Annotated in this window: 22 protein-coding genes; 13 read left to right on the forward strand and 9 right to left on the reverse strand. The window is 41.6% G+C overall.

The window, feature by feature from the left end:
- Nucleotides 1-63: 63 nt before the first annotated feature.
- Nucleotides 64-909, reverse strand: a complete 846-nt coding sequence (gene dapF, locus CQ839_RS11775; RefSeq protein WP_103668472.1) for a diaminopimelate epimerase — start codon at nucleotides 907-909, stop codon at nucleotides 64-66.
- A gap of 293 nt (nucleotides 910-1,202) precedes the next feature.
- Here dapF and CQ839_RS11780 point away from each other — a divergent pair, with 293 nt between their 5' ends.
- From CQ839_RS11780 to CQ839_RS11810, 7 genes are all read left to right on the forward strand, one after another.
- Nucleotides 1,203-1,742: an OsmC family protein gene (locus tag CQ839_RS11780; RefSeq protein WP_094535158.1), complete on the forward strand. Its 540-nt coding sequence runs from the start codon at nucleotides 1,203-1,205 to the stop codon at nucleotides 1,740-1,742.
- A gap of 81 nt (nucleotides 1,743-1,823) precedes the next feature.
- Nucleotides 1,824-2,966, forward strand: coding sequence for an acyl-CoA dehydrogenase family protein (locus CQ839_RS11785; RefSeq protein ID WP_103668473.1), 1,143 nt, complete (start codon nucleotides 1,824-1,826; stop codon nucleotides 2,964-2,966).
- Between the two features lie 818 nt (nucleotides 2,967-3,784).
- Nucleotides 3,785-5,290, forward strand: a complete 1,506-nt coding sequence (locus CQ839_RS11790; RefSeq protein ID WP_374937744.1) for a CmpA/NrtA family ABC transporter substrate-binding protein — start codon at nucleotides 3,785-3,787, stop codon at nucleotides 5,288-5,290.
- Nucleotides 5,291-5,862: 572 nt separating this feature from the next.
- On the forward strand, nucleotides 5,863-6,669 hold the full coding sequence (locus CQ839_RS11795; protein ID WP_374937745.1) for an ABC transporter permease: 807 nt from the start codon (nucleotides 5,863-5,865) through the stop codon (nucleotides 6,667-6,669).
- Entirely contained in the window at nucleotides 6,666-7,541 is an 876-nt protein-coding gene (locus CQ839_RS11800; RefSeq protein WP_103668475.1) for an ABC transporter ATP-binding protein, read from the forward strand. Before CQ839_RS11795 ends, CQ839_RS11800 begins: the two co-directional genes overlap by 4 nt.
- A 75-nt stretch (nucleotides 7,542-7,616) precedes the next feature.
- On the forward strand, nucleotides 7,617-8,063 hold the full coding sequence (gene cynS, locus CQ839_RS11805; protein ID WP_103668476.1) for a cyanase: 447 nt from the start codon (nucleotides 7,617-7,619) through the stop codon (nucleotides 8,061-8,063).
- A 96-nt stretch (nucleotides 8,064-8,159) separates the two neighbouring features.
- Nucleotides 8,160-8,747 (forward strand): TetR/AcrR family transcriptional regulator, encoded by a 588-nt coding sequence (locus CQ839_RS11810; RefSeq protein WP_103668477.1) that lies wholly within the window; start codon nucleotides 8,160-8,162, stop codon nucleotides 8,745-8,747.
- Here CQ839_RS11810 and CQ839_RS11815 read toward each other — a convergent pair.
- From CQ839_RS11815 to CQ839_RS11825, 3 genes are all read right to left on the reverse strand, one after another.
- Nucleotides 8,744-9,136 (reverse strand): VOC family protein, encoded by a 393-nt coding sequence (locus tag CQ839_RS11815; protein WP_103668478.1) that lies wholly within the window; start codon nucleotides 9,134-9,136, stop codon nucleotides 8,744-8,746. The two genes, CQ839_RS11810 and CQ839_RS11815, sit on opposite strands and share 4 nt — an antisense overlap.
- 152 nt (nucleotides 9,137-9,288) lie before the next feature.
- Entirely contained in the window at nucleotides 9,289-10,050 is a 762-nt protein-coding gene (locus CQ839_RS11820) for a WecB/TagA/CpsF family glycosyltransferase (RefSeq protein WP_103668479.1), read from the reverse strand.
- 125 nt (nucleotides 10,051-10,175) lie between these two features.
- Nucleotides 10,176-11,585: a DUF3370 domain-containing protein gene (locus CQ839_RS11825; RefSeq protein ID WP_103668480.1), complete on the reverse strand. Its 1,410-nt coding sequence runs from the start codon at nucleotides 11,583-11,585 to the stop codon at nucleotides 10,176-10,178.
- 58 nt (nucleotides 11,586-11,643) lie between these two features.
- On the opposite strand from CQ839_RS11825, the gene CQ839_RS11830 reads away from it, so the two are divergent.
- The 5 genes from CQ839_RS11830 to CQ839_RS11850 all read left to right on the forward strand — a co-directional run bounded on the left by CQ839_RS11830 (nucleotide 11,644) and on the right by CQ839_RS11850 (nucleotide 15,117).
- Nucleotides 11,644-11,811 (forward strand): RHS repeat domain-containing protein, encoded by a 168-nt coding sequence (locus CQ839_RS11830; RefSeq protein ID WP_103668481.1) that lies wholly within the window; start codon nucleotides 11,644-11,646, stop codon nucleotides 11,809-11,811.
- A gap of 202 nt (nucleotides 11,812-12,013) precedes the next feature.
- The gene (locus CQ839_RS25895) at nucleotides 12,014-12,274 is read left to right on the forward strand and encodes a hypothetical protein (protein ID WP_103668482.1); all 261 of its coding nucleotides are present in this window, start codon (nucleotides 12,014-12,016) and stop codon (nucleotides 12,272-12,274) included.
- Between the two features lie 51 nt (nucleotides 12,275-12,325).
- Entirely contained in the window at nucleotides 12,326-12,529 is a 204-nt protein-coding gene (locus CQ839_RS25695) for an HNH/ENDO VII family nuclease (protein ID WP_103668483.1), read from the forward strand.
- 4 nt (nucleotides 12,530-12,533) lie between these two features.
- Entirely contained in the window at nucleotides 12,534-13,115 is a 582-nt protein-coding gene (locus CQ839_RS11845; RefSeq protein WP_103668484.1) for a suppressor of fused domain protein, read from the forward strand.
- A 478-nt stretch (nucleotides 13,116-13,593) separates the two neighbouring features.
- Nucleotides 13,594-15,117 carry a phosphomannomutase/phosphoglucomutase gene (locus CQ839_RS11850; RefSeq protein WP_103668543.1) on the forward strand — a complete coding sequence of 508 codons (1,524 nt, stop codon included), beginning with the start codon at nucleotides 13,594-13,596 and terminating at the stop codon, nucleotides 15,115-15,117.
- A 175-nt stretch (nucleotides 15,118-15,292) separates the two neighbouring features.
- Here CQ839_RS11850 and CQ839_RS11855 read toward each other — a convergent pair whose 3' ends face one another.
- The 4 genes from CQ839_RS11855 to CQ839_RS11870 form a co-directional block, all read right to left on the reverse strand.
- Nucleotides 15,293-15,862, reverse strand: a complete 570-nt coding sequence (locus tag CQ839_RS11855) for a biotin transporter BioY (RefSeq protein ID WP_103668544.1) — start codon at nucleotides 15,860-15,862, stop codon at nucleotides 15,293-15,295.
- Nucleotides 15,863-15,994: 132 nt separating this feature from the next.
- A complete protein-coding gene (locus CQ839_RS11860; protein ID WP_103668485.1) occupies nucleotides 15,995-16,387 on the reverse strand; it encodes a VOC family protein in 393 nt (130 codons plus the stop codon).
- Nucleotides 16,388-16,578: 191 nt separating this feature from the next.
- Nucleotides 16,579-17,625: an anthranilate phosphoribosyltransferase gene (trpD, locus tag CQ839_RS11865; protein ID WP_103668486.1), complete on the reverse strand. Its 1,047-nt coding sequence runs from the start codon at nucleotides 17,623-17,625 to the stop codon at nucleotides 16,579-16,581.
- 126 nt (nucleotides 17,626-17,751) lie between these two features.
- Nucleotides 17,752-19,890, reverse strand: coding sequence for a sugar transferase (locus tag CQ839_RS11870; protein ID WP_103668487.1), 2,139 nt, complete (start codon nucleotides 19,888-19,890; stop codon nucleotides 17,752-17,754).
- Nucleotides 19,891-20,037: 147 nt separating this feature from the next.
- Between CQ839_RS11870 and CQ839_RS11875 the strand changes: the two genes are divergently transcribed.
- On the forward strand, nucleotides 20,038-20,322 hold the full coding sequence (locus CQ839_RS11875) for a DUF427 domain-containing protein (RefSeq protein ID WP_103668488.1): 285 nt from the start codon (nucleotides 20,038-20,040) through the stop codon (nucleotides 20,320-20,322).
- A 31-nt stretch (nucleotides 20,323-20,353) separates the two neighbouring features.
- On the opposite strand, the gene CQ839_RS11880 is transcribed toward CQ839_RS11875, so the two are convergent.
- A complete protein-coding gene (locus CQ839_RS11880; RefSeq protein ID WP_103668489.1) occupies nucleotides 20,354-22,048 on the reverse strand; it encodes a GspE/PulE family protein in 1,695 nt (564 codons plus the stop codon).
- Nucleotides 22,049-22,054: the final 6 nt, after the last annotated feature.

The raw sequence follows: 22,054 nt of genomic DNA on the forward strand, positions 1-22,054 counted from the left end.
TCTTATGGTTCGTTTATTTTTAGCGCTATTGTGACGCAATGCGTCGCAATAGCCATAACTTATTTACAATTCGTTCTTTGCTAAGCCTTTAAATACAAGAGTTGCGGGGCCAGTCATCAAGACGCGATCGCTTTCGGCTGACCAGTTGATTTTGAGATCGCCTCCAGGCAGATTAACAGTACAAATGCGATCGCAAAGATCATTTAAAACACCAGCAACCACCGTCGCACAAGCGCCCGTACCACAAGCCAGAGTTGCTCCTGCGCCGCGTTCCCATACACGCATTTTCACATAGCCGCGATTAACGACTTCCACAAATTCCGTATTTGTCCGTTTTGGAAATACAGGATGATGTTCAAAGAGAACGCCAAGTTCTGCTAAAGGAATCGTATCGACATCATCAACAAAGGTCATGCAGTGGGGATTTCCCATGCTCACTGTTGTGACATTCCAAGTTTTACCACCAACCTCAAATGGAAGATTGACAACCTTGCGATCGCTTTCACCCAAAGTCGTAGGAATCTCGGCGGCGGTCAAAAATGGTTTGCCCATATCCACAGTTACCTGTCCATCCACATCCATTTGTGGCACGATCAAACCTGCCCCAGTTTGGATCTGATACTTACCATCAGTAGTCGGGATATCCAAGTCCTGCATGAACTTAGCTAAGCAACGAATTCCATTACCGCACATCTCTGGCTCAGAACCATCGGAGTTAAAAATCCGCATCCGATGCTCACCATTTGCCTCAGTCAGCAAGAAAATGACACCATCTGCACCAATACCAAAATTGCGATCGCACCATTTGACAGCCTGCTCAGAGGTGAGAATTGGTTCGGCACTGTGACGGTTATCGATCAGGATAAAATCGTTACCTAAGCCGTGATATTTACTAAATGCGATCGACATGGATTAATTCAATATATTTTTGAATATTATATCGATCTCCATCGACAAATCAAAAAAGGAGATGAGGTGCAAAGCACCTCATCTCCTTTTTTTGATTTGGTATTATAAAGCAAATCAAAACCCAATAAGATCAGTGGCGGCGCGAAGCGCCACCACTGATCTTATTGGGAGCAAAACTTTCTTTGCAACATATGTAATATGTGATACGGAAATTGCGAGAGGTTGTATAGTATTTAATTGTATAGATCGTTCTATTTATTTAAGTAAGCAATAAACATCAAGTATTTGAAACCATGACTACAACTGTGACTGCCTCCGTAACTACTCCCTTGCGTCCTGTTAGCAAAGATGGATTGGTAGCCTTGGCTGCGAAAGCACAAGCTAACCCCAATGTCATCGGCACATTGAAAGTAAAGACTGTCTGTGAAGGGCAATTTCGCAACCTAACCTATGTGCGTGATCTACCTGAGCATGTCATTGACGAACCACCAACCTTGCTTGGACAAGATACCGCTCCTAACCCTTCCGAAGCTTTACTGGCTTGTCTAGGCTCTTGTCTGTCCGTGGGCATTCATGCTAACGCGATCATGCGTGGAATTACGCTTTCCAAATTAGAGTTATATCTCGAAGGCGATATTAACATCACAGGTGTTTGGGGTATTGGAGATCTATCTAAGAAGCGTTTAGGCATTAGTGCTGTGCGTGTGAAAGTGGATATCGAGTCCGATGCAACGAAGGAAGAACTTGCTGAACTTCTAGAACATGCAAATTACTGGTCACCAGTTGCCAATACTTTCCGTAATCCCGTCGATATGGAAGTTTCGCTAGCATAAAATGAAAGGTATGCCGCGCTAAGCGCGGCATATTTGGGCTTAATCAAAAAATATTAAAAGTTTAAGATAAGGGAAGAAGCAATGCAGGTTAGTGACACCATAATCAAGCAACCTCAAGCAAAACTGCTCACTGACGCAGCATTAATGCAGAGTTTAAAAGAGGCGATCGCTCAAAAATTAGCACCTGATGTTACTAACATTGATCTAAAAGGGATTTATCCAGAAGAATTTTTGCGCGATATTGGTAGTCTGGGTGCATATGGTCAAGGTGTTAGTACGGAATATGGTGGCACGGGGCGTGGCGTATTACCTGCATTAAAGGCGATCGAAATAGTTTCGGAAACTTGCCTCAGTACTGGGTTTATGACTTGGTGTCACAATGCTTGCTCTTGGTATCTGCAAAATACTGACAATCTTTTTCTAAGAGAACAAATCTTACCGCAAGTTGCAACGGGCAAGCTTTTGTCAGGCACGGGTTTATCGAATCCGATGAAACACTTTGCAGGCATTGAGAAGATTAAAATCATTGCTACGCCTTGCGAAGGTGGTTATATTCTCAATGGCACATTGCCTTGGGTTTCTAATATAGGCGATCAGCATTTATTTGGGATATCGGCTCAAATAGAAGGAACTGATAACTATCTGATGGCGATCGCACAGGGTGGAATGCAAGGGCTAGAACTAAAGCAAGATGTGCATTTTATCGCTCTTGAAGGAACGAATACCTTTAGATGTCTGTTTCGTAATGCTTTTATCAGTCATGATTGGGTGTTAGCGGCTCCATGCGATCGCTATGTGGAATATATCAAAGCAGGGTTTATTTTAATGCAGGTGGGGATGGGCTTAGGTTTGACCCAAAACTGTATTGATTTAATGCGAAGGATTGATAGAACTAAGCAACATGTCAATCAATACCTCGATGATCGTCCCGATGAAATGGAAGATGAACTCGAAACTCTGCGCTTGAAATCCTATCGTTTAGCCGAAGCGATCGGGCATGGTCGAGAAATCGTTAGCAAGGAAATTTTGCGGGAAGTGATTGAATCGAGAGCAACTGCTTCAGAGCTATCACTTCGAGCTTCGCAATCTTTAATGCTCCATGCAGGTGCGATCGGCTATGTGCATGGCAGTGTGTACGATCGCCGTTTACGCGAATCATATTTCGTTGCCATGGTAACACCTGCGCTCAAACATTTACGCAAAGTATTAGCAAGTATGTCTTAGTTAAAAATAGCTAGTTTTTATGAGATTAATATAGCTAAAATTTAAAAGGCTAAATCACGATCTAAAATCCTAACAAAATTTGATTTTAAAAATCAAATTTTGTTAGTTTCTGCTGAGAAAAAAATTATAAATCAGTTGATATAAATTAAAAAGTCAAGAAATAATCTATAAGTATAAAGGCTTAATTGTCTGTAGTTTGTAGGATGTGTTAGCGATAGCGTAACGCATCATTCCAAACAATTGATGCGTTACGCTATCGCTAACACATCCTACTTTTAATTCTAATAATCTACTTATATCAACACTATAGTAATTGCCGATTATACAAATCAGAAAATATTTTTGATGTGAGAGGTAAGGGGCTTAAGCCCCTTGTTTTTTAGTCTTAAGTTATTGTGATTTATTTGGGATTTATATGTAATTCATGTATTTAATTAGTTTTTTGATGCTAAAAAATCGATTTATATTCAGCATAAAAATGATCTACAAATTATCTCCATATTAATAATGTAATACTTTTCGTATATGTCTATACCGATTTAATTGCAAACAAGTTGCTAAAGTATTAATAATTAAATTTATCTTTAGCTATTTATGGCTAACTGAACTGCATTCATTGGATTAAGAATTATTCTCTAAAATATAAACAATAACCAATCATGACATCTCACCTGATAGAACAGATGGTTGCTTCAGCAATAGGAAATAACTCGATCTCTGCTCAAACTTCTGATTACTCTGTTGCTCAAATAAATAATAATTTATGGAATGCTTGTCCTTGTGGTGCAGATCATAACGTTGATCAGCATCAGAGCGTTATGGAAGGAATGCCGACAGATCCTGTGGAATTGGTGAATGACCTGATGCGGATGGGTCACTACTCCGATCGCGCTCAATTGATGGCGCAGTCATGGGAAACCAACGCCATGAAAGCAGACCTATGGCAACTTTTAGAACAGGGTTCATTATCCCATGCTTCTGAGAGTCAAAAGCGGATTTGCTATGACCTGATCAAGATGGCTGGCGGTGTCGAAGAAGCTTTTAATGCAGCCTTTGGTCCCCAAGCACAGGAATTCTTTACCGATACATTGCAATCTAGCACCTTCCGTCGGCGCGAATTTCTAATTAAAGTAGCCGCCGCCGCCGCCGTGGTAACGCTTACAGGATGTCCTTCTGCGCCTCCTCCTGAGACTCCCTCTAAGGCAACTACCAATACCCCAAACACCCCACCTGCGGGAGTGGAGAAAACTAATTTAAAAGTTGGTTTCTTACCGATTACTTGCGCCACCCCGATTATCATGTCGGAACCATTGGGCTTTTATACTAAGTATGGTCTGAAGGTTGAACTAGTGAAGATGCCTAGCTGGGCGGCAATTCGTGACTCCGCGATCGCAGGTGAATTGGATGCCTATCACATGCTTTCACCTATGCCGATTTCCATGTCTTTAGGGCTAGGTTCCACCGCATTTCCTATAAAGCTTGCTAGTATTGAAAATATTAATGGTCAGGCAATCTCAGTTGCCAATCAGCATTTGGGCAAAGTCAAAGAAGCCAAAGACTTTAAAGGATTTACTATTGGCGTTCCTTTTGCCTTCTCCATGCACAATTTGTTGTTGCGCTATTACTTAGCGGCTGGTGGACTAAATCCTGATAAGGATGTACAGATTCAAGTGATTCCACCACCTGATGCGATCGCGAAGATGACAGCAGGACAGCTTGATGCGTTCCTACTACCCGATAACGTAGTCCAACGTTCTGTCTTTAATAAGATTGGCTTTATCCATTTGCTCACCAAAGATATTTGGGCTGGACATCCCTGCTGTGCTTTTGCTGCTAGCCAAAAATGGATTGATACCAATCCGAATACTTTCCGCGCAATTAATAAAGCGATTATTGATGGTGCTGGCTATGCCAATGATCCTAAACATCGTGAAGAAATCGCCAAGGCGATCGCAGGTAAAAACTATCTCAACCAACCTGAACCAGTCTTAAAAGCAGTATTAACTGGCAAATTTGAGGATGGTCAGGGCAATACCTTAGATGTTCCTGATCGCATTGGTTTTGATCCCTATCCTTGGAAGAGTTTCGCAAAATGGATTTCTTCTCAGTTTGTGCGTTGGGACTTAATGCCAAAAGATAAGGCTGATTACAAAACTATCGCACAAGATATCTATCAAACCGATCTTGCCCGTGAGTTAGCGAAGGAATTAGGTCAAACTCCGCCAACGGAAACTGAACGTACTGAGAAATTGAAGTATGACTCCTTCGATCCTGCTAAGCCTGAAGCCTATATCGAAGAACAGATTAAGCAGTTTAAGGTCTAGATCCCCTCAGCCCTGCTTGAAAAGGAGGGAGAATTTTCTTCTTCCGCCTTTTCTTAAGCTGTGGTGTACACACAAGTCTCTCTGTCTACGTTTCAGGGCTTAGATCCCCCCAGCCCCCCTTAAAAAGGCTACGGTGTACACACAAGTCATAAAACCTATTCAAGTCAACAATTAATCGCCCCCTAACCCCCAATTCTGGGGGAACAAGAAAATAAAATTCTTTCAAAGTCCCCCAGAATTGGGGGATTTAGGGGGCTGAGATAAATCGAAACGTAGACAGTTGACTTGTGTGTACACGGTAGCTTAAAAAGGGGGGAGAATAAACTGAATTTTCTTCTTCCCCCTTTTTAAGGGGGATTGAGGGGGATCTCTTAGGGCTTTTGACCGTAGAAAGTGATTCTTAAATGGTTTCTTAGCGGTTTTCGCTTTATAAAAGGCAAAGTAAATACCGTAATTGTTTTTTATTTTGAGAATAGCTATGCACTTATTCTCAAAAAGTTATCAATCTAGCACGAAAAACTATGGACTATTCTCCTTCGATGCCCAAGTCTCGACCACGCTCAAATCCAATCATGGCAATGATTCAGAGCGTATTGCCTAATCAAGACTTGCAAGCATTTGTTTTATTCCTATTGATCCTTAGCTCGATATTGATTTTTTGGGAAGTAGGTGCAGTTAAAGGCTGGTTTTCTCCCCTGATGCCCTCCGCTTCACAAACTTTAACCGATTTTTGGGCATGGGTTTCTAACCCTTTTTATGTAAAGGGAACGAACGATCGCGGCATTGGTTGGCACTTGATTACCAGCTTACGTCGGGTTGCGATTGGCTTTACCGTGGGCGCAGCGATCGCCATTCCTTCAGGTGTTCTGATTGGACTATTTCCTGTGGTTTCCAAGGCTGTCGATCCATTTATCCAAATCCTTAAACCAGTTTCACCTCTAGCTTGGTTGCCCATTGGTTTGGGACTAATCAAGGATTCAGAAAGCACTGCTATTTTTGTAATCGCAATTACCAGTCTCTGGCCGACTCTGATTAATACCAAATTCGGTGTAAGTAATGTTGACCCAACCTACATCGATGTGACCCGTACCCTTGGCGCTTCACCTTGGCGCACAATTACGAAGGTGATTTTACCTGCGGCGGCTCCGAGTATTGTGTCAGGTATGCGAATTAGTGCAGGGATTGCATGGCTGGTAATCGTGGCTGCGGAAATTCTGATCGGTGGTACGGGCGTGGGTTACTTCGTTTGGAATGAATGGAATAACTTGAGTATTACTAGCATTATTACAGCTATTCTTTTAATCGGCGCGATCGGTTTAGTCATCGATCGCCTATTTGGATTGCTGCAACATTGGGTTTCATTTGGGAGAGAAGTATGATCGTGTCTTCTATGGAAAAAGCATCTGCAAATATGGCAACTCAGCAAGCACAGATTTCCATCTGCGATGTTTCAATGGTTTATCGTGGCAGAAGTGGCTTGATCAATAAGCTCACTCGCCGTACTTCTAAGGATTATGTCGCTTTAGCAAATATTAATTTTGACATTGCGCCCAATACCTTTGTCTCGATTATTGGTCCCTCTGGTTGTGGTAAATCCACACTTCTCAATCTCATTGCAGGTTTAACTAGTCCCTCTAGTGGTGCGATTTTGATCAATGGTGAAGAAGTTTATGCTCCAGGTCCCGATCGCGGAGTAGTTTTTCAAAACTATGCATTGATGCCTTGGTTGACGGTTGCCGAGAACTTACACTTTGCGATCGAAACGGTTTATCCTACAATGTCGCTCGCCGATCGCAAAAGCCGTGTTTATGAATATATCGAACTAGTTGGCTTAAAGGGAGCCGAGAAAAAACATCCCCATGAGCTATCTGGTGGGATGAAACAAAGGGTGGGCATTGCTCGCGCCCTTGCGATCGATCCTCAAATTCTATTGATGGATGAACCCTTTGGCGCACTTGATGCGCTCACCCGTGGCTTCCTCCAAGATGAAGTTGCCCGTATTTGGGAACAGAAACGCAAAACTGTAGTAATGATTACCCATAGTATCGAGGAAGCTTTGCTGCTTTCCGATAAAATCGTGATGATGAAGCGAGGGCCTGCCGCAGGGATTGATGAAATCCTAAATGTGCCTTTTCCCCGTCCGCGATCGCGTGAAAATCTCGATCAACAATCGGGATATCATGATCTCAAAGCGGAAATGGAAGAACATCTCATGCGTGAAACTCGTGCGGTTGAAGCCGCAAGAATATAGGAAAATGTAAAAAATTTTGCCGTGCAAAATTTTTTACATTCCCAATACAAAATATCTAGAAACACCAAAAACATTATGACAGTTGAATTTCCATCTTTTACTCAAACTCTATTAGCCGCCAAAAAAGCCAAAGGCTTAACTTTTGTTGACCTCGAAAAGCTATTAGGTCAAGATGAAGTGTGGATTGCTTCTCTTTTTTATGGTCAAAATAGCGCCAGTGTGGAACAAGCCACGAAACTCGCTGAAGCATTAGGACTAGGTGAAGATATAATCACCGCTTTGAGTTCCTATCCTAGCAAAGGATTGGGACCAGTAGTACCCACCGATCCATTGATTTACCGATTCTATGAAATCATGCAGGTCTATGGCTATCCCATCAAGGAAATCATCCATGAGAAATTTGGTGATGGCATCATGAGTGCGATTGATTTCACCCTCGATATCGACAAAGTGGAAGATCCCAAAGGCGATCGCGTCAAAGTCACGATGAACGGCAAGTTCCTACCTTATAAAAAGTGGTAACATTTTCCTGAAAATGTAAATGCAATGTAGTAAGGGCAATTCATGAATTGCCCTTACATATTAATCGCTATGCCTAATATGAAAATCAGTTAGTTTATGGCAAATCTCAAACGTACACGCGAAGATATTCTCACCTCAGCGATCGATCTTGTCCATCGTCAGGGTTTGCAATCGACTGGCTTAAAGGAGTTGTTTGCTGCTACTCAGGCTTCATCGGGCAGTTTCTATAACTACTTCCAATCAAAGGATGAATTTGCCCATGCGCTGATTGATTTCCAGTGGCACAAAATCAGAGAAAATGCCTTTCTGTCAGCTTCTCAAGTTACCGATGATCCGATTCAGCGACTCATACTGACAATTGATAAAATCGAAGCAAAACATCTCTCTGAAATTAACTGTGCAGGATGTTTATTGGGGAACTTAATTGTCGATTTAGCCGAATATAACGAAACCTTTCGGAAGCATCTCCAACAGGTTTTTGATGAATGGCAAGCCTTATTTGCTCAAATGTTGCGGGATGGAAAAGAGCAATTAAGCGATCGCATTGATCCCAATTTATTAGCTGAGCAGATTTTGACTATGCTAGAGGGAGTTCTTTTAATTGCTAGACTCTACGATCAGCCCGAACGTCTTAGACGGGGTTTTACTAGTATTCGACAGTTAATTAAAGATGCTCTTGTCTAAAGCATTGCCATTATCTCAATCGGTAATCCATCAGGATCGGCGATAAAAGCAACTTGATAGGTACGATCGCCTATAGTTTGCTCTCTTGGCGGCAATAATAATTTGATCTTCCCTAATTTATTCACAAGTTCTAGTAAAAAAGCTTCCAAATTCTCCACATGAAACGATAGGTGATAGTAACCCACATAATGCTCATCACCAAAAGCATCAGGAGCCTTCTTTGGCTCAGGAACTTGTATTAGTTCCAGATTAGTCCCAGCTCCATGCATCCAACAAGCCAGTGTAATTCCTGCGGTAAAGCGCTCAGTCACCTCAAATCCTAACGCTTCGTAAAAGGCGATCGCCTCAAAAATATCCGCAGTTTTAATCGAAGTATGGTGATGTTGCATTGTCTCTTTAAGTAGTAGCCCTGCACTCAAGCCCTGCACTCAAGTGCGGGCTAAAAGCTCAAACCCGTTGAAACGGGTTAATTAAAAGCATTCCGTAGTCCACTTCAGTGGACTTTAGCTCTTAGCCCGCACTTGAGTGCAGGGCTGCTAAACTAAATTTTCTTGGCTTTGAATAAAGAATCTTTGGTGACGCACCAGACAAAATGAGGAAGCGAGAGCATTCGCTTCCATCGCCAAGGCTCTTGGTAGAGACGATATAGCCACTCTAGATGATTTTTGCTAAACCACTCAGGAGCGCGAGTTTTTGTGCCAGCCCAGATATCAAAACTACCGCCTACCCCAATCCACACCGCATTGGGACTAAGATGGCGATATTTCTGAATCCACAGCTCTTGGCGCGGCACACCTAACCCAACAAGAATCAGCTCTGATTGAGAGTTTTGTAGCTGCTCACAGACTTGCTGCTCAAGCACATCATCAAAATAACCATGATGGGTTCCCGCGATCGCAATATCAGCCCATTTTTGCTGCCAAATATCGACAACATTATCGACAACATTAGGAGCACCACCAAGTAAAAAGATCCGCCATTGCTTCTTGGCTGCAATCTCTACAACTTGCTCAGATAGCTCAATTCCTGGACAGCGATTAATTTTTTCACCTTGCGATCGCAGGTACAGCACAATACCAGCTCCATCTGGCACAACTAACTCAGCTCGTTGAATGACTTTAGCCAAATCAGAGTTTTTACGAGCCTGCATTGTCATTTCTGCATTCAGCGTCACAACATGAGCGCCTTGATTGGCTTGCAATCTCTGTACAAGCCAGTCTCTATAGTTTTCATGGATATGAACGGGCATCCCAAGGACAGCAAACTGACGCAAAATAACTTTCTCCAAATACTGCGTAGTCATCAATTTATCATTTTATTACGACCGAAGGTAGTTATCAGAGAAGTACGGCTTTATTACAATAAACCCTTTAAGATTTTGGCCTAGCAACAATCTTAAAGGGTTTACTTGGTTTTGAGCAAAGCGCTTTATGGTATAGTCGTTACCGTCAAAACCTGTGGTGGCGTAGCATCCGCAGGATAGAGGAAATCAAACTGGACGACACGGCGATCGCTTGGGGGCATCGTCAAAGTCACCAAAGACTTCCCACGTTCCCCACGCCGCATCATCAAATGTACATAGCGCGATTGGGCCAAGCCTCTATCATCTCGAAATCTGACCCGAACCGAACCTCGAAAAAACACATCATCAGGTAATGGCTCAAAAAACTGTAAACCCCCAACAGGTTTATCATATTTGATCGGGTTTTGGAATGAGAGCGTGACCGTTTTCGTTTCGTTAGTTGGATTATGCAGAGGTAACGTCAAGTTATACTGCACGCCGTAATTACCGTGAGCAGAATATGCTGTGTCAGGATAGCGCACTTTCAACGGCGCAGTTTGGACTTGACCAGTGCCCATAGTGCCGTACTGCAACAGACTCAAGCCGTAGGAATATGATTCACCAGATTTAGGGATAGCTAGATCATTGCTATCTTTATCTGTTAAATTTCCAAACCATTGTGAACCAAGCTGAACACCAGCTACACGGCTATATTCAAAGGCTCCTTCCGTTAAATCTGGCGGTGTCGGCACAACGTCACGCGGTTTAGAGAGTTCTCCATTCTTGAGGATATTTTCCCATTCTTCAAGATTGGGAGCGCGTTCAGTTCCATCAGAGTTAAGTCGAGCATAGAGCGCTAGAGTTGCGACATAAACCTTGCCATTGCTACGTAAACGTGATAACCCCGATCGCCCATTTAATGGCGGATCTAATTCTTTAACAGGAATCGGGATATTCATCAACATCCGACTTTGCTTTGGCGGAATCACAATTTGAGCAGGAAAAATATTCTGGCGGCGACCACGCAAAATATCGAGCATGGCGCGATCGCCAGGCCCGCGATAGGTTTCGCCATTATTATTGAGGCTGTAGTTGGGCGCATCGTAAAATGGTGCGTCGGGCTGGCTGAGATAGCTGGCTCCCAGCAAGGTATCAATGGTTACTGGCTGATCGGTTGGATTATAGACGATCGCACCAATATACAAAGTCCTCAAATCGACTGGTGGTGGTGCTTTAGAAATATGGTGCGTGAATAAATCGAATCGCCCTTGAAAGGGAAAGTTTAAATGAGCCTTTGGATGAGTCATGCCTTCAGGTGGGAAAGCTGACAGCAAAATTCCTTCTGTTTGGACAATTTCAGGACTATTACTATTAAACATTGGTACGTCGTCAAGTTTGCCCATCAGAGGACGCATTTCTTGCCGTTCTAAAATGATTTGGCGTTGGTTGGTAGCTTGAGCAACTTTGCTAGTTGAATTAGGAACATGTGCCAAGTTGGCTGCGGGTAAGACTGGTGAAATAGGAGTCAATAACGACATCAAAAAAGCTGTCAACATAGGCTTTTAGCATTCAAGGTTTGAGGCAAGTTTATATGATAAACGCGATTTCAGCGCTTTGCTTGTAACGGAGGTGCGCATCTGTACAGAAACTTACGCGGTTAAAGATGCAAATCTGCATACTACTGAATATGCCTACGATAATCTGGGTGAATTGACTTCGGTGAAGTTGGCGAATCAAGCGACTACTATTTACGACTATGACAATTTAGGTCGTCTCTTTTAATGTAAATAAATTTATTTTGCAAACTGCTTTCTAAGAGACTCAATTTAATGCTACTCATTCTGTCACAATTATTGCTAGAGGATTTAACTTTGAAATTAGCGTACCTAACTCAGTTTCTGATAGTACTTTCCCTTTAAGTTATACAAGTGATCAAAAGTTTGACCAAAATGATATTAATTTTGGTAAATATATCGATTCTGTTTTGTGTGACTGGATTGACGGTTATCCTTCTCCCAATGATGATTTCAATCCTAATGATATAAATACGAATAAAGGCGGTGACTCCAGCCAAAACTGGCGCGACTTTATCGAAACTTTTCCTGCTGCCAATGGTGGTTTTAGCCCGAATGATATTAATTTGGGTAAAGCCTTAGGCGATCTTCTTCTACCTCATATTTTTCTTGCTATTGTCCAATATAGCCGCCCTTCTAAATTTCGGAAGGGTGTGCAAGACAAAGTATGAGAAAATTCTAAGAATTCAGATGGAGATGTACTTGATCAAAATGGACAAATCATGGATCCCAGTGAACCTTGGGACATGGGACATATGAATGGATATGAGTTCAGAAAACATAGAGCTAGTGCTAAAGACAGAGGTATTAGCAGAGAAGAATTTTTGGATGAACACAATAATCCAGCTCACTATCGACCTGAGAGACCTAGCTATAACCAAAGTCATCAGGGTGAAGATTTAACTGACACATATTTAGGACCATAGTCTTATGCCTAGTAATCAAAATAAAATGATTGCAAAACTAATGCATAGTGCATTTGGCGATAAACCAAATGCTAGAGTAGTAGAGTATCTAGATGATGATGAGTCTCTTCGGATTCCTATACTTATTTGTCCAGATAGTCCTTTGGAAAACTTCACGACATGCGCAACTATTGGGCTTTCAGACTATCCAATGTATCAAAACAACCGTGAGTTTCCAAGCCGTTTGGAGATTATCAGTGTTGGTAATACAGGTCTTGAATGGTTCCCAAATGTTGTTTCTACTGCCGCGTTTTATATTATGCAAAATAGATGGCTATGTCATCCTGGGGGAACGCTCTTAAATGTTTTAAATGATTATGCATTGAACTTAGATCTAATTCATCTTTATTTTACATCTCCATTTCTATGGCAAGAAGAGTTGAAAACTTTACAGATTGAGACCAAAATGGTCTCTTGGCTACTAGCAATTCCAATTACCGATGCTGAATATAAATATATAAAGGATTATGGGGATGAAAAATTTGAGGATTTGTTAGAAAAAAGTGAAATTGATGTTTTTGACATGAATAGACATTCAGCAATCTAAACTTATGATGAAATATCGTTCTCTCATCGTCAAATATTAAGTAGGCGGTGCGATTAAAAACTTCTCGTTTGATAGCGATCAGTATTTTAGAAATATGTATGTACGCTATCAGTGATTTTGAGATGACATTTTAAGTGATCGGGAATGTCTCGTTTGATAGTGATCAGCATTTTAGAAATATGTAGGCGATCGATGTTTTTTTAGATTTAGTAGCGATCGCTTTTTCATTTGAGGGCTATCAGGGATTTCGAGATGATGTTTTAAGAGATCGGGAATGTCCGATTGATAGCGATCGCTTTCTTAGAATGATTAGGCGATCGCATTTAAGCTTTAATGTGTATTTCCGCTTGTGTTTTTAAAACCCTTAATGGTTTTGTTTTTTAATACACAAAAGTGTCATCACGCTTTCGGGTATTGGTGTAAGTTGATAAACTGTAAGCATCCGCATAGCACGCGACGGCTTAAAAGTAAGATGACAATGCAAGATTTTAATTGGAAGAAGCTCCAGAATGGTTCCGATATTCGGGGTGTAGCGATCGCAGGTGTACCCAACGAAGATTTAAACTTGACACCTGAAGTTGTCAAAATTTTAGGTAAAGCCTTTACTAGCTGGCTATCTCAGAAATTAGATAAACCCAAATCAGATCTGCTAATCTCTATTGGGCGTGATAGTCGGCTCTCTGGCGCAGAATTAACCCAAGCTGTAATCGCAGGAATTAATATGTTAGGCAGTCAGGTTTATGACTTTGAGATCGCCTCTACGCCTGCAATGTTTATGAGCACAATTACCGATGGCTTTAATTGCGATGGCGCAATTATGCTTACAGCTAGTCATTTACCCTTCAATCGCAATGGTTTAAAGTTTTTCACAGCACAAGGTGGTTTAGAGAAAAAAGATATTACGGATATTCTCACACTTGCGGAAAAGAATGAATTTGAAATTTCATCTTCTCAAGGTAACATCACCAAGCATGATTTTATTTCCGTTTATGCTTATCAATTTGTTACCAAAATCCGCGAAGCTGTCAATCATCCTGAACACTATGAGCAACCTTTAAAAGGATTGAAAATAATTGTTGATGCTGGGAATGGTGCAGGTGGATTTTATGCCGACAAGGTTTTGCAGCCCTTGGGTGCAGATATTGCGGGTAGTCAGTTTCTCGATCCCGATGGCAATTTCCCCAATCATGTTCCCAATCCCGAAGATAAGGTTGCTATGGCTTCTATTTGTGAAGCAGTAGTCAAACATCAAGCTGATTTTGGGATTATTTTTGATACCGATGTCGATCGCAGTGCGGCTGTCGATCAATTTGGTAAGGAGCTTAATCGTAATCGCTTGATTGCCATAATTTCCGCGATCATTTTACAGGAGCACCCTCAATCAACAATTGTTACAGATTCCATCACTTCCGATGGCTTAACTAAGTTTATAGAGCAAGATTTACAGGGTGTGCATCATCGGTTTAAGCGTGGTTACAAAAATGTAATTAATGAGTCCATACGCTTAAACCAATCAGGGCAGGAGTCATGGTTAGCGATCGAGACTTCAGGGCATGGCGCAATGAAAGAAAATTATTTTCTTGATGATGGTGCATATTTAGTCAGTAAGCTGTTAATTGAGCTAGCCAAGTCGAAACTGGCTGGTAAATCTCTCACTGATTTGATTGCTAATTTACAAGAGCCTGTTGAGAGCGAAGAGTTTCGGATCAAGATGGGTGTGGAAGATTTTAAAGCATTAGGCGATCGCGTAATTACAGATTTACATGCTTTTGCCGCCACTCAAGCAGACTGGAAAATCGTTCCTAATAACTATGAAGGCATCCGTGTTTCCTGTGCTTCCCCAGATGAAAATGGTTGGTTTTTATTGCGGCTTTCCCTCCACGATCCTGTCATGCCTCTAAATATTGAGTCAAATGTCCAAGGTGGAGTTGCGAAAATCGCTCAAAGATTAATTGCGTTTTTTCGTCCTATTGAGTCCCTTGACATCTCAACATTTTTATAAGCTTTAACTTCCAAAAGAGATATGTGTCAGTTAGTCCACCATCTCTCTTTTGGGGTTTAAAAGAGCGATCGCATAAAGCTAAAGACTCACAGTAATAGTAATCGGCTTTAGCAGATAGATTTTAGAACTGGTGTTAAGTGGAACTCGCACTACTACTATTTAGGATTGCTAGATGTTAATAAAATAATAGTTTTCGAGAAATTGTTGCTATAACAATGGTTGCGCACACAACTAAAAACTGACCTGATAAAACTTGGACAGAATATTGCCAAAATGTAGTTTGAATGGCACTAAAATTTGGTATTTGAATTGCTATTAAATAGACTATCCCGATTAGATGAATTGCTATTAATCCACCAAAACAACTGATTGCCATCTGCGATAAACTTGGTGGTCTCAAAAAAGCTAGAAATCCACAAAGCCATCCGCCAAACACAAACCCAAGCAAATATCCGAAAGCGGGAGATTTAAGATAGCTTAAACCACCACCTTGATAAAATACGCCAAATCCACTTAAGCCCAAAGTAATATAAGTGATTTGCGATAAGAGAGCGGCGTAGCGTCCCCCGAGACAACCTGTGAGGAGAACTGCACCAATTTGCATAGTGACACTGATCGATTCGATCGCAACATTATTGCCCTGACCTGCGAGGGAGGGTAGGAGCATGGAGGGTTGAATGAACGTGCTAGCAATCGTCAGCAATAGTCCAGACAATGCCCACATTAGCTGTAATGGTTTTGGCACAAGTGTCTCAGTCAGAAAAATAGATGCAATATAGAATCGTACATGAATTCTGACCCAAAAGATGAGATGCAGCGCGAAGCGCCGCATCTCAATCAGCTCTTAATTAGTGTTGCGCGGCAAAGCCGCGCAACACTAATTAAGAGCTGATTGGACAATTTCGAGCATATTGCCATCAGGATCGCTTAAAAACAAAATTCTTTGTCCCCAAGGCATCAAAGTTGGTAGTGAAATGATATCTACTAAAATATTCGTTTGCCGATCGCATATTTGCTGATAAACCTGATCGAGATCATCAACGGTCATTGATAGCAAAAATGGATTGCCACTAATAATCTGCTCACCGCGATCGCCAAATAATTTTGGTAACCAACTGCGATCGTAAATCCCTATTTTTAGCTTTCCGCTATAACCTTCCACTCCATCAAGTTTGGCAGGTTTCTCAAAGCTAAAGCCTAAAACATCACGATAAAAAATTAGCGATCGTGCTACATCAGAAACAAATAGAGCAATATAGTCGATTTCCATAAATTTAAAAACGCAGGTGGCGGTGCTTCACCCCGTCACTTTTTTAAGTTGGGAATTACACAGTAGTTCTGCACTCAAGTGCTGGCTAAAAGCTCAAACCCGTTTCAACGGGTTAATTAACAGTTTTATGTAGTCCACTTCAGTGGACTTAAGCTTTTAGCCCGCACTTGAGTGCAGGGCTGATGTATTTGTTATTGCAAAAATTTCACCAATGCTTCTGCTTTTGACCATGCTGCACCACTTTTGAGGATGTCTGAGGCAAGGCTCACACCCTCTGCCCAAGTACTCGCCGCACCGCCAATTCGTAGGGCTAAGCCACTATTTAAAGCGACACAATCAGCTTGAGCTTGGCTACCTTTGCCTTGCAGAACTGCGCGTAAAATATCCGCATTTTCCTGAACATTGCCACCCTTTAGACTCTCAAGCGGTGCAGAAGTTAATCCTAATTCTTGAGGTGCGATCGCTTCTTCAGTTACGATACCGTCGCGCAAAAATGAAATGTCAGTAAGATCGCCTAAACCTGCCTCATCCATGCCTTCCCGACTATGTAAAACCACAGCTTGCTGGCGATCAAGTAACCGTAAAGCTTCAGCGACAGTATGCGTTAAGGACTTACTATAAACTCCTAAAACTTGTGCCGTAGGATGAAGAGGATTTACCAAAGGCCCAATCAAATTAAATACCGTGCGAACTCCTAAGCTGCGACGAATTGCCCCGACCGCTTTCATCGCAGGATGCCAACTAGGTGCAAATAGAAAGGTGATCCCTACCGCAGGCAGAGCTTCGTAAATCTTTTCTGTGGATGTACTAAGGTGAATCCCGATCGCTTCTAAAACATCCGCCGAGCCAGAGCGACTAGAAACTGCCCGATTGCCATGTTTCGCCACAGGAATTCCTGCCGCTGCCGCCACAAAAGCAACGGAAGTAGAAATATTGAAAGTCGAAGCGCCATCGCCACCAGTGCCACAGGTATCAATCAAAGGTTTGGAGCGATCGACAATATGACCAAATTGTTCTTTAAGTTTTTGCCCTTCGCTTTGAGATTGCAGCACATTTGCCATAGCAGCTAATTCAGAAGCCTCGATCCCTTTAAATTGTAAAGCCGTCAAGATTGCTCCCGACAACTCTGGTGCGATCGCTCCTTCTAACCAACCCTGCATCAGTGCTGTAGCCTGCTCGCTCATTAGGGCTTGTTTATCCATAAGCTGCTTTAGCAGTTGGGACCAATTCTGTTCCATAATCTCTTCTATATGACTCTGTGTATTGCTAAAAGGATACAATGCTTTGCGAACAAACCCAAACCCAAAAAATTAAAAGTGTTGCGAAGCAACACTTTTAATTTTTTGGGTTCTTTTGGGAGTAAGCTAAACTGCCTTATTCTTTCTATCAAATAGAACTAGAAAAGTCTGGACAATCAACTTGAGATCGTACCAAATACTCCAATTTTTACGATATTCAATGTCGTAGTTTACTACCTCACCAAAAGTTCTTACACTGGAGCGCCCATTCACTTGCCACACGCCAGTAATTCCTGGTCTCACATCTAGACGATTCCATTCTGTATAGCGCTCATCATGATATTCAACTTCTAATTCATAGGAGTTAATCTCATCAAACGTAGGAGGACGAGTTCCGACTAAACTCATATCTCCGATCAAAACATTCCAAAATTGTGGGAATTCATCAAGACTAGTTTTTCTTAAGAACTTACCCATTTTGGTTACCCGTGGATCATCAGCATTCTTAAAAAATTTGCCACTTACAGTCGTATCATCTCCATCCACAATAGGCACTTTTGAACCTGCTTCTACCTGATTCTCAACTTTTATTTTAAGTTGCTCAGCATTTTTTACCATTGACCTAAATTTCCAAATTCGGAATGGTTTGCTTAATAGACCGCAACGAATTTGTCCAAACAGAACATTACCTTTGCTTTCTACCATAATCGCGATCGCGATCGGAACAAATAAAACAGCAGTGAAACTTAAGCCAATTAATGAACCAACTATATCTATTAGCCTTTTAATAGGGCTACGGACTGAAGGATGGACAGGTACGCTGGGGTCGATGTCGATGAAAGGGAAGAAAAATTTAAGGATGGGATAAAAAATCCTGAGCACAGGGATTTTCTTGAGTAATTGCTGTGTGCGAAATAGAAACAATCCTGACATCGTAATATTTTTAACTTTAGTCATTTGGATTGAATTTGAAAATCGGAAAGTATTGCTGGTTGGCTCAGTTACGAATAAATTACTAAGAGAAGATAGTCCAATCAAATCACCAACAGCTTCACTCACACTCCATAAAGCCAATTTAGTTTTATTCGCTGTCGCCATCCTAAGACAGTTAGTTAAAACGCCCAAGCCAGCGCTATCCATAACCGTAGTGTGACTCATATCAATCACAATCTTCTTATAGAATTCATCGTTATTGCAAATAGTTTGGAAATCGATCAAAAATTCTCTAGCAGTAGAAAACACCAACCTTTCGGGACTAAAGATAAATGCAACTTCATCAAAAGTGACGATTGAGGCTTGTTTATAATCTCGATTTTGAGTTATTTCTTTATTACTTCCATCACTAACAGGAATGTACACAGACTTAGGATATCGATTTGCGATCGCCCTACTTCTAACGACAATTAGGTCAAGCACATTTAATTTCATTAAGATCCATGCTGGCAAACCTATATCTTGAAAGCGTGTCTTTGATTCTATAAAAACAACTTTACTACCACAAACCCATCTAGCAATAAGTAGATAAGGAAGAGAAAATCCTGAACCCGTACAAACAACTAACTCTGGCTTCTGACGAGGCATAACCCTAAAGGCTAGAACTACATTACGGATGAAATTTGCGAAGTTGTCTTTTACAGGAGCATAACCCCAATACCGAAGAACATTCTCAATCTCACTTTCAGTGGTATGCGTCCGTACAGATATCCATGAGCGATCGCTATAATTTTCCCAAAAACTTTTGAGGCTTTGCATATAACGAAAATAACCACCCGCAGCACAGACAAGCATTAATTTCTGCGATGGATATCGATCTTTTAGGTATTCACATAATTGAGTCTCATCAACTTTAGGGATTACTGTGGCTGTCTGTTGTAACTTGATAAATTTGACTAAATCTCCTGGGGATCTAGCGATCGCTACACCTTTGTGCTCAAATTCATCGGCAACTTCCATTTGACGATTATCAATATATTCTCGAAATCTATGTAATCTTGGCACAAGAACATATGGCGTATCTTTGTCTTCTAACAGTAGAGCTGTATTTTCATCACAATGACTAATAATCAAACTGGCTCGATCAACAAAGTTCAAAAATTCTTGCTCAGATAAATTTCGATAAGCCGTAGAGCCATCAGGTAAATGCGTTGAAAAGCCGTATTGTACTAATACATCTTCATTAATTAGTTGGTACTTAATTAACAACTCTATCCAATGCATTAGAGCGTTAAATTGGTATTGTTCTGTCCCAACTGTGATTAAAAGCATGTCTCAAGCCTTATTACATCAAAACTAAACAATTTCTAGGATATCTAGTATTCTATGCCTAGAGAATTATAGTAACGCTAAAGTTGACTAGCTGAGTCTATCAAACATTACAATAACAAATAAAATAATTTTCAAACCCTCAAATTTATGACAAAAGCTATTTGGAATGGTGCTGTCCTTGCTGAAAGTGATCGCTGTGAAGTCGTGGAGGGAAATCAGTATTTTCCTGCTGATGCGCTGAATATGGAATATTTTAAGCCCAGTAATACGCATACAACTTGCGGATGGAAAGGGGTAGCGAGTTATTACAATGTCGAAGTTAATGGCGAGACTAATAAAGATGCAGCTTGGTACTATCCTGAACCAAAGGATGCGGCAAAGCAGATCAAAGGTCATATTGCATTTTGGCGTGGTGTAAAAGTTCAACCATAAATAAAAAGCCGCGCAAAGCGCGGCTTTTTATTTATGAGTTAACAGCCTTGATATGGGCTTGGCGAGAAATGGGAGAATTGACTCGGTATAGGGCACTACGCGGTAAGACTCGCAAAATTTCTTCGGTTGTAGTTATTCCAGAGTTGAGCTTATCGATCGCTGCTAGTCGAAATGAATTAAAGTCAATTTCATTAAGATAACGATTCATTTGGGTGATTGTGCCTTCATAGATCATTTGGCGAAAAGCATCATCAATATCGATCAATTCGACCACAGCTTCGCGTCCAATATATCCAGTGAAAAAGCATTTTTCACAACCTTTACCTTTACGCCAACGACTGGGATCAATATCTTCGCGATCGAGTTTAAGAGATTGCAGCTCTGACAAAGATGGATGATGAAGCGCTGAGCAATGAGGGCAGTTTTTACGAATTAGCCGCTGAGCAACCACACCCAATAAAGCATCACTAATCAGTCCTGGATCTGGCCCTAGATCTTTGAGTCGAGGAATCGCACTAGCAGCATCATTCGTATGCATTGTCGATAGAACTAAATGTCCTGTTAGAGCAGCTCTTACAACGGTTTCAGCGGTTTCAGGATCTCTAACTTCTCCCACCATCACAATGTCGGGATCTTGTCGTAAAATAGCCCGTAACCCTGCGGCGAAGGTCATGCCTGCGGGTTCGCAAACTTGAGTTTGGGTGATATTTGGCAAGATATATTCGACAGGATCTTCAACGGTGATCACGTTGACATGTTCTTGAGCGATCGCTTGCAAACTTGTATAAAGGGTACTAGTTTTGCCCGAACCCGTGGGGCCAGTCATGATGATCAGGCCTTGGGGCTGTCGTAACCAACTGTCGTAAATTTTTAGAGTGCGATCGCTAAATCCTAAATTTTCTAAATGATTCGAGAAAGGATTGTCGCGAGGCAAAAGCCTAATTACTGCTTTTTCACCGCAGACACAGGGCAATGTGCTCACTCGCATATCGAGATTACGATGCAGACTCTCATCGCTGGTATATTCTTTGCCAATGCGACCATCTTGAGGACGACGACTATCGGCGATATCCATGTCGGACATCACTTTCAGGGCGACAATTATTTTGCGGCTAATTTCGAGGGGCAAGGTTTTGATATCGCGCAAAATGCCATCAATACGAAAGCGGACTCTTAAACCTGTAGGAGTTGGCTCTAGGTGAATGTCACTTGCCCGATGTTGTAGAGCGATCGACATTAAGGCATTAATCCGACGGGTTTGATCGACAGCTTGAGATAAATAAAGATCCGTAGCTTCGACAATATCAACTTGCTCAGTTTCCCCCGTAAGCGGATTGATCGACTGCGCCGAATGGATCTCATTAGGATTAGGAATATTTTGGCGACGAAACCATGTGCGATAACTCGTCGTTGTAATCTTGATCGTTTTGATGTCAGTTAAAGTGCGATCGCTGATCAACTTAATGTGTTCATCAGTTAAAGGCTTGGGACTACCAATATAAAAACAGTTGCGCCATAGTAATAGCGGAATTACTGGTGGCAAGATGCTGCGGTCTTCAAATTCCCGAAAAAAACGGTGTGTAAGATCTTGGTCAAGCCAAGACAAATGAACATTTCCTTCAAGATCCACTAAAAACTGTAATGCTTCTTCGCAGGTCGCAATGTTGCCATGACGCAGTCTTTTCCAGACTGATTCCCCTACTGACTGCCCCGATGTTTCATTCATATTTTG

Origin of the sequence: Pseudanabaena sp. BC1403 (genome assembly GCF_002914585.1) — a bacterium.
Taxonomy (GTDB): domain Bacteria; phylum Cyanobacteriota; class Cyanobacteriia; order Pseudanabaenales; family Pseudanabaenaceae; genus Pseudanabaena.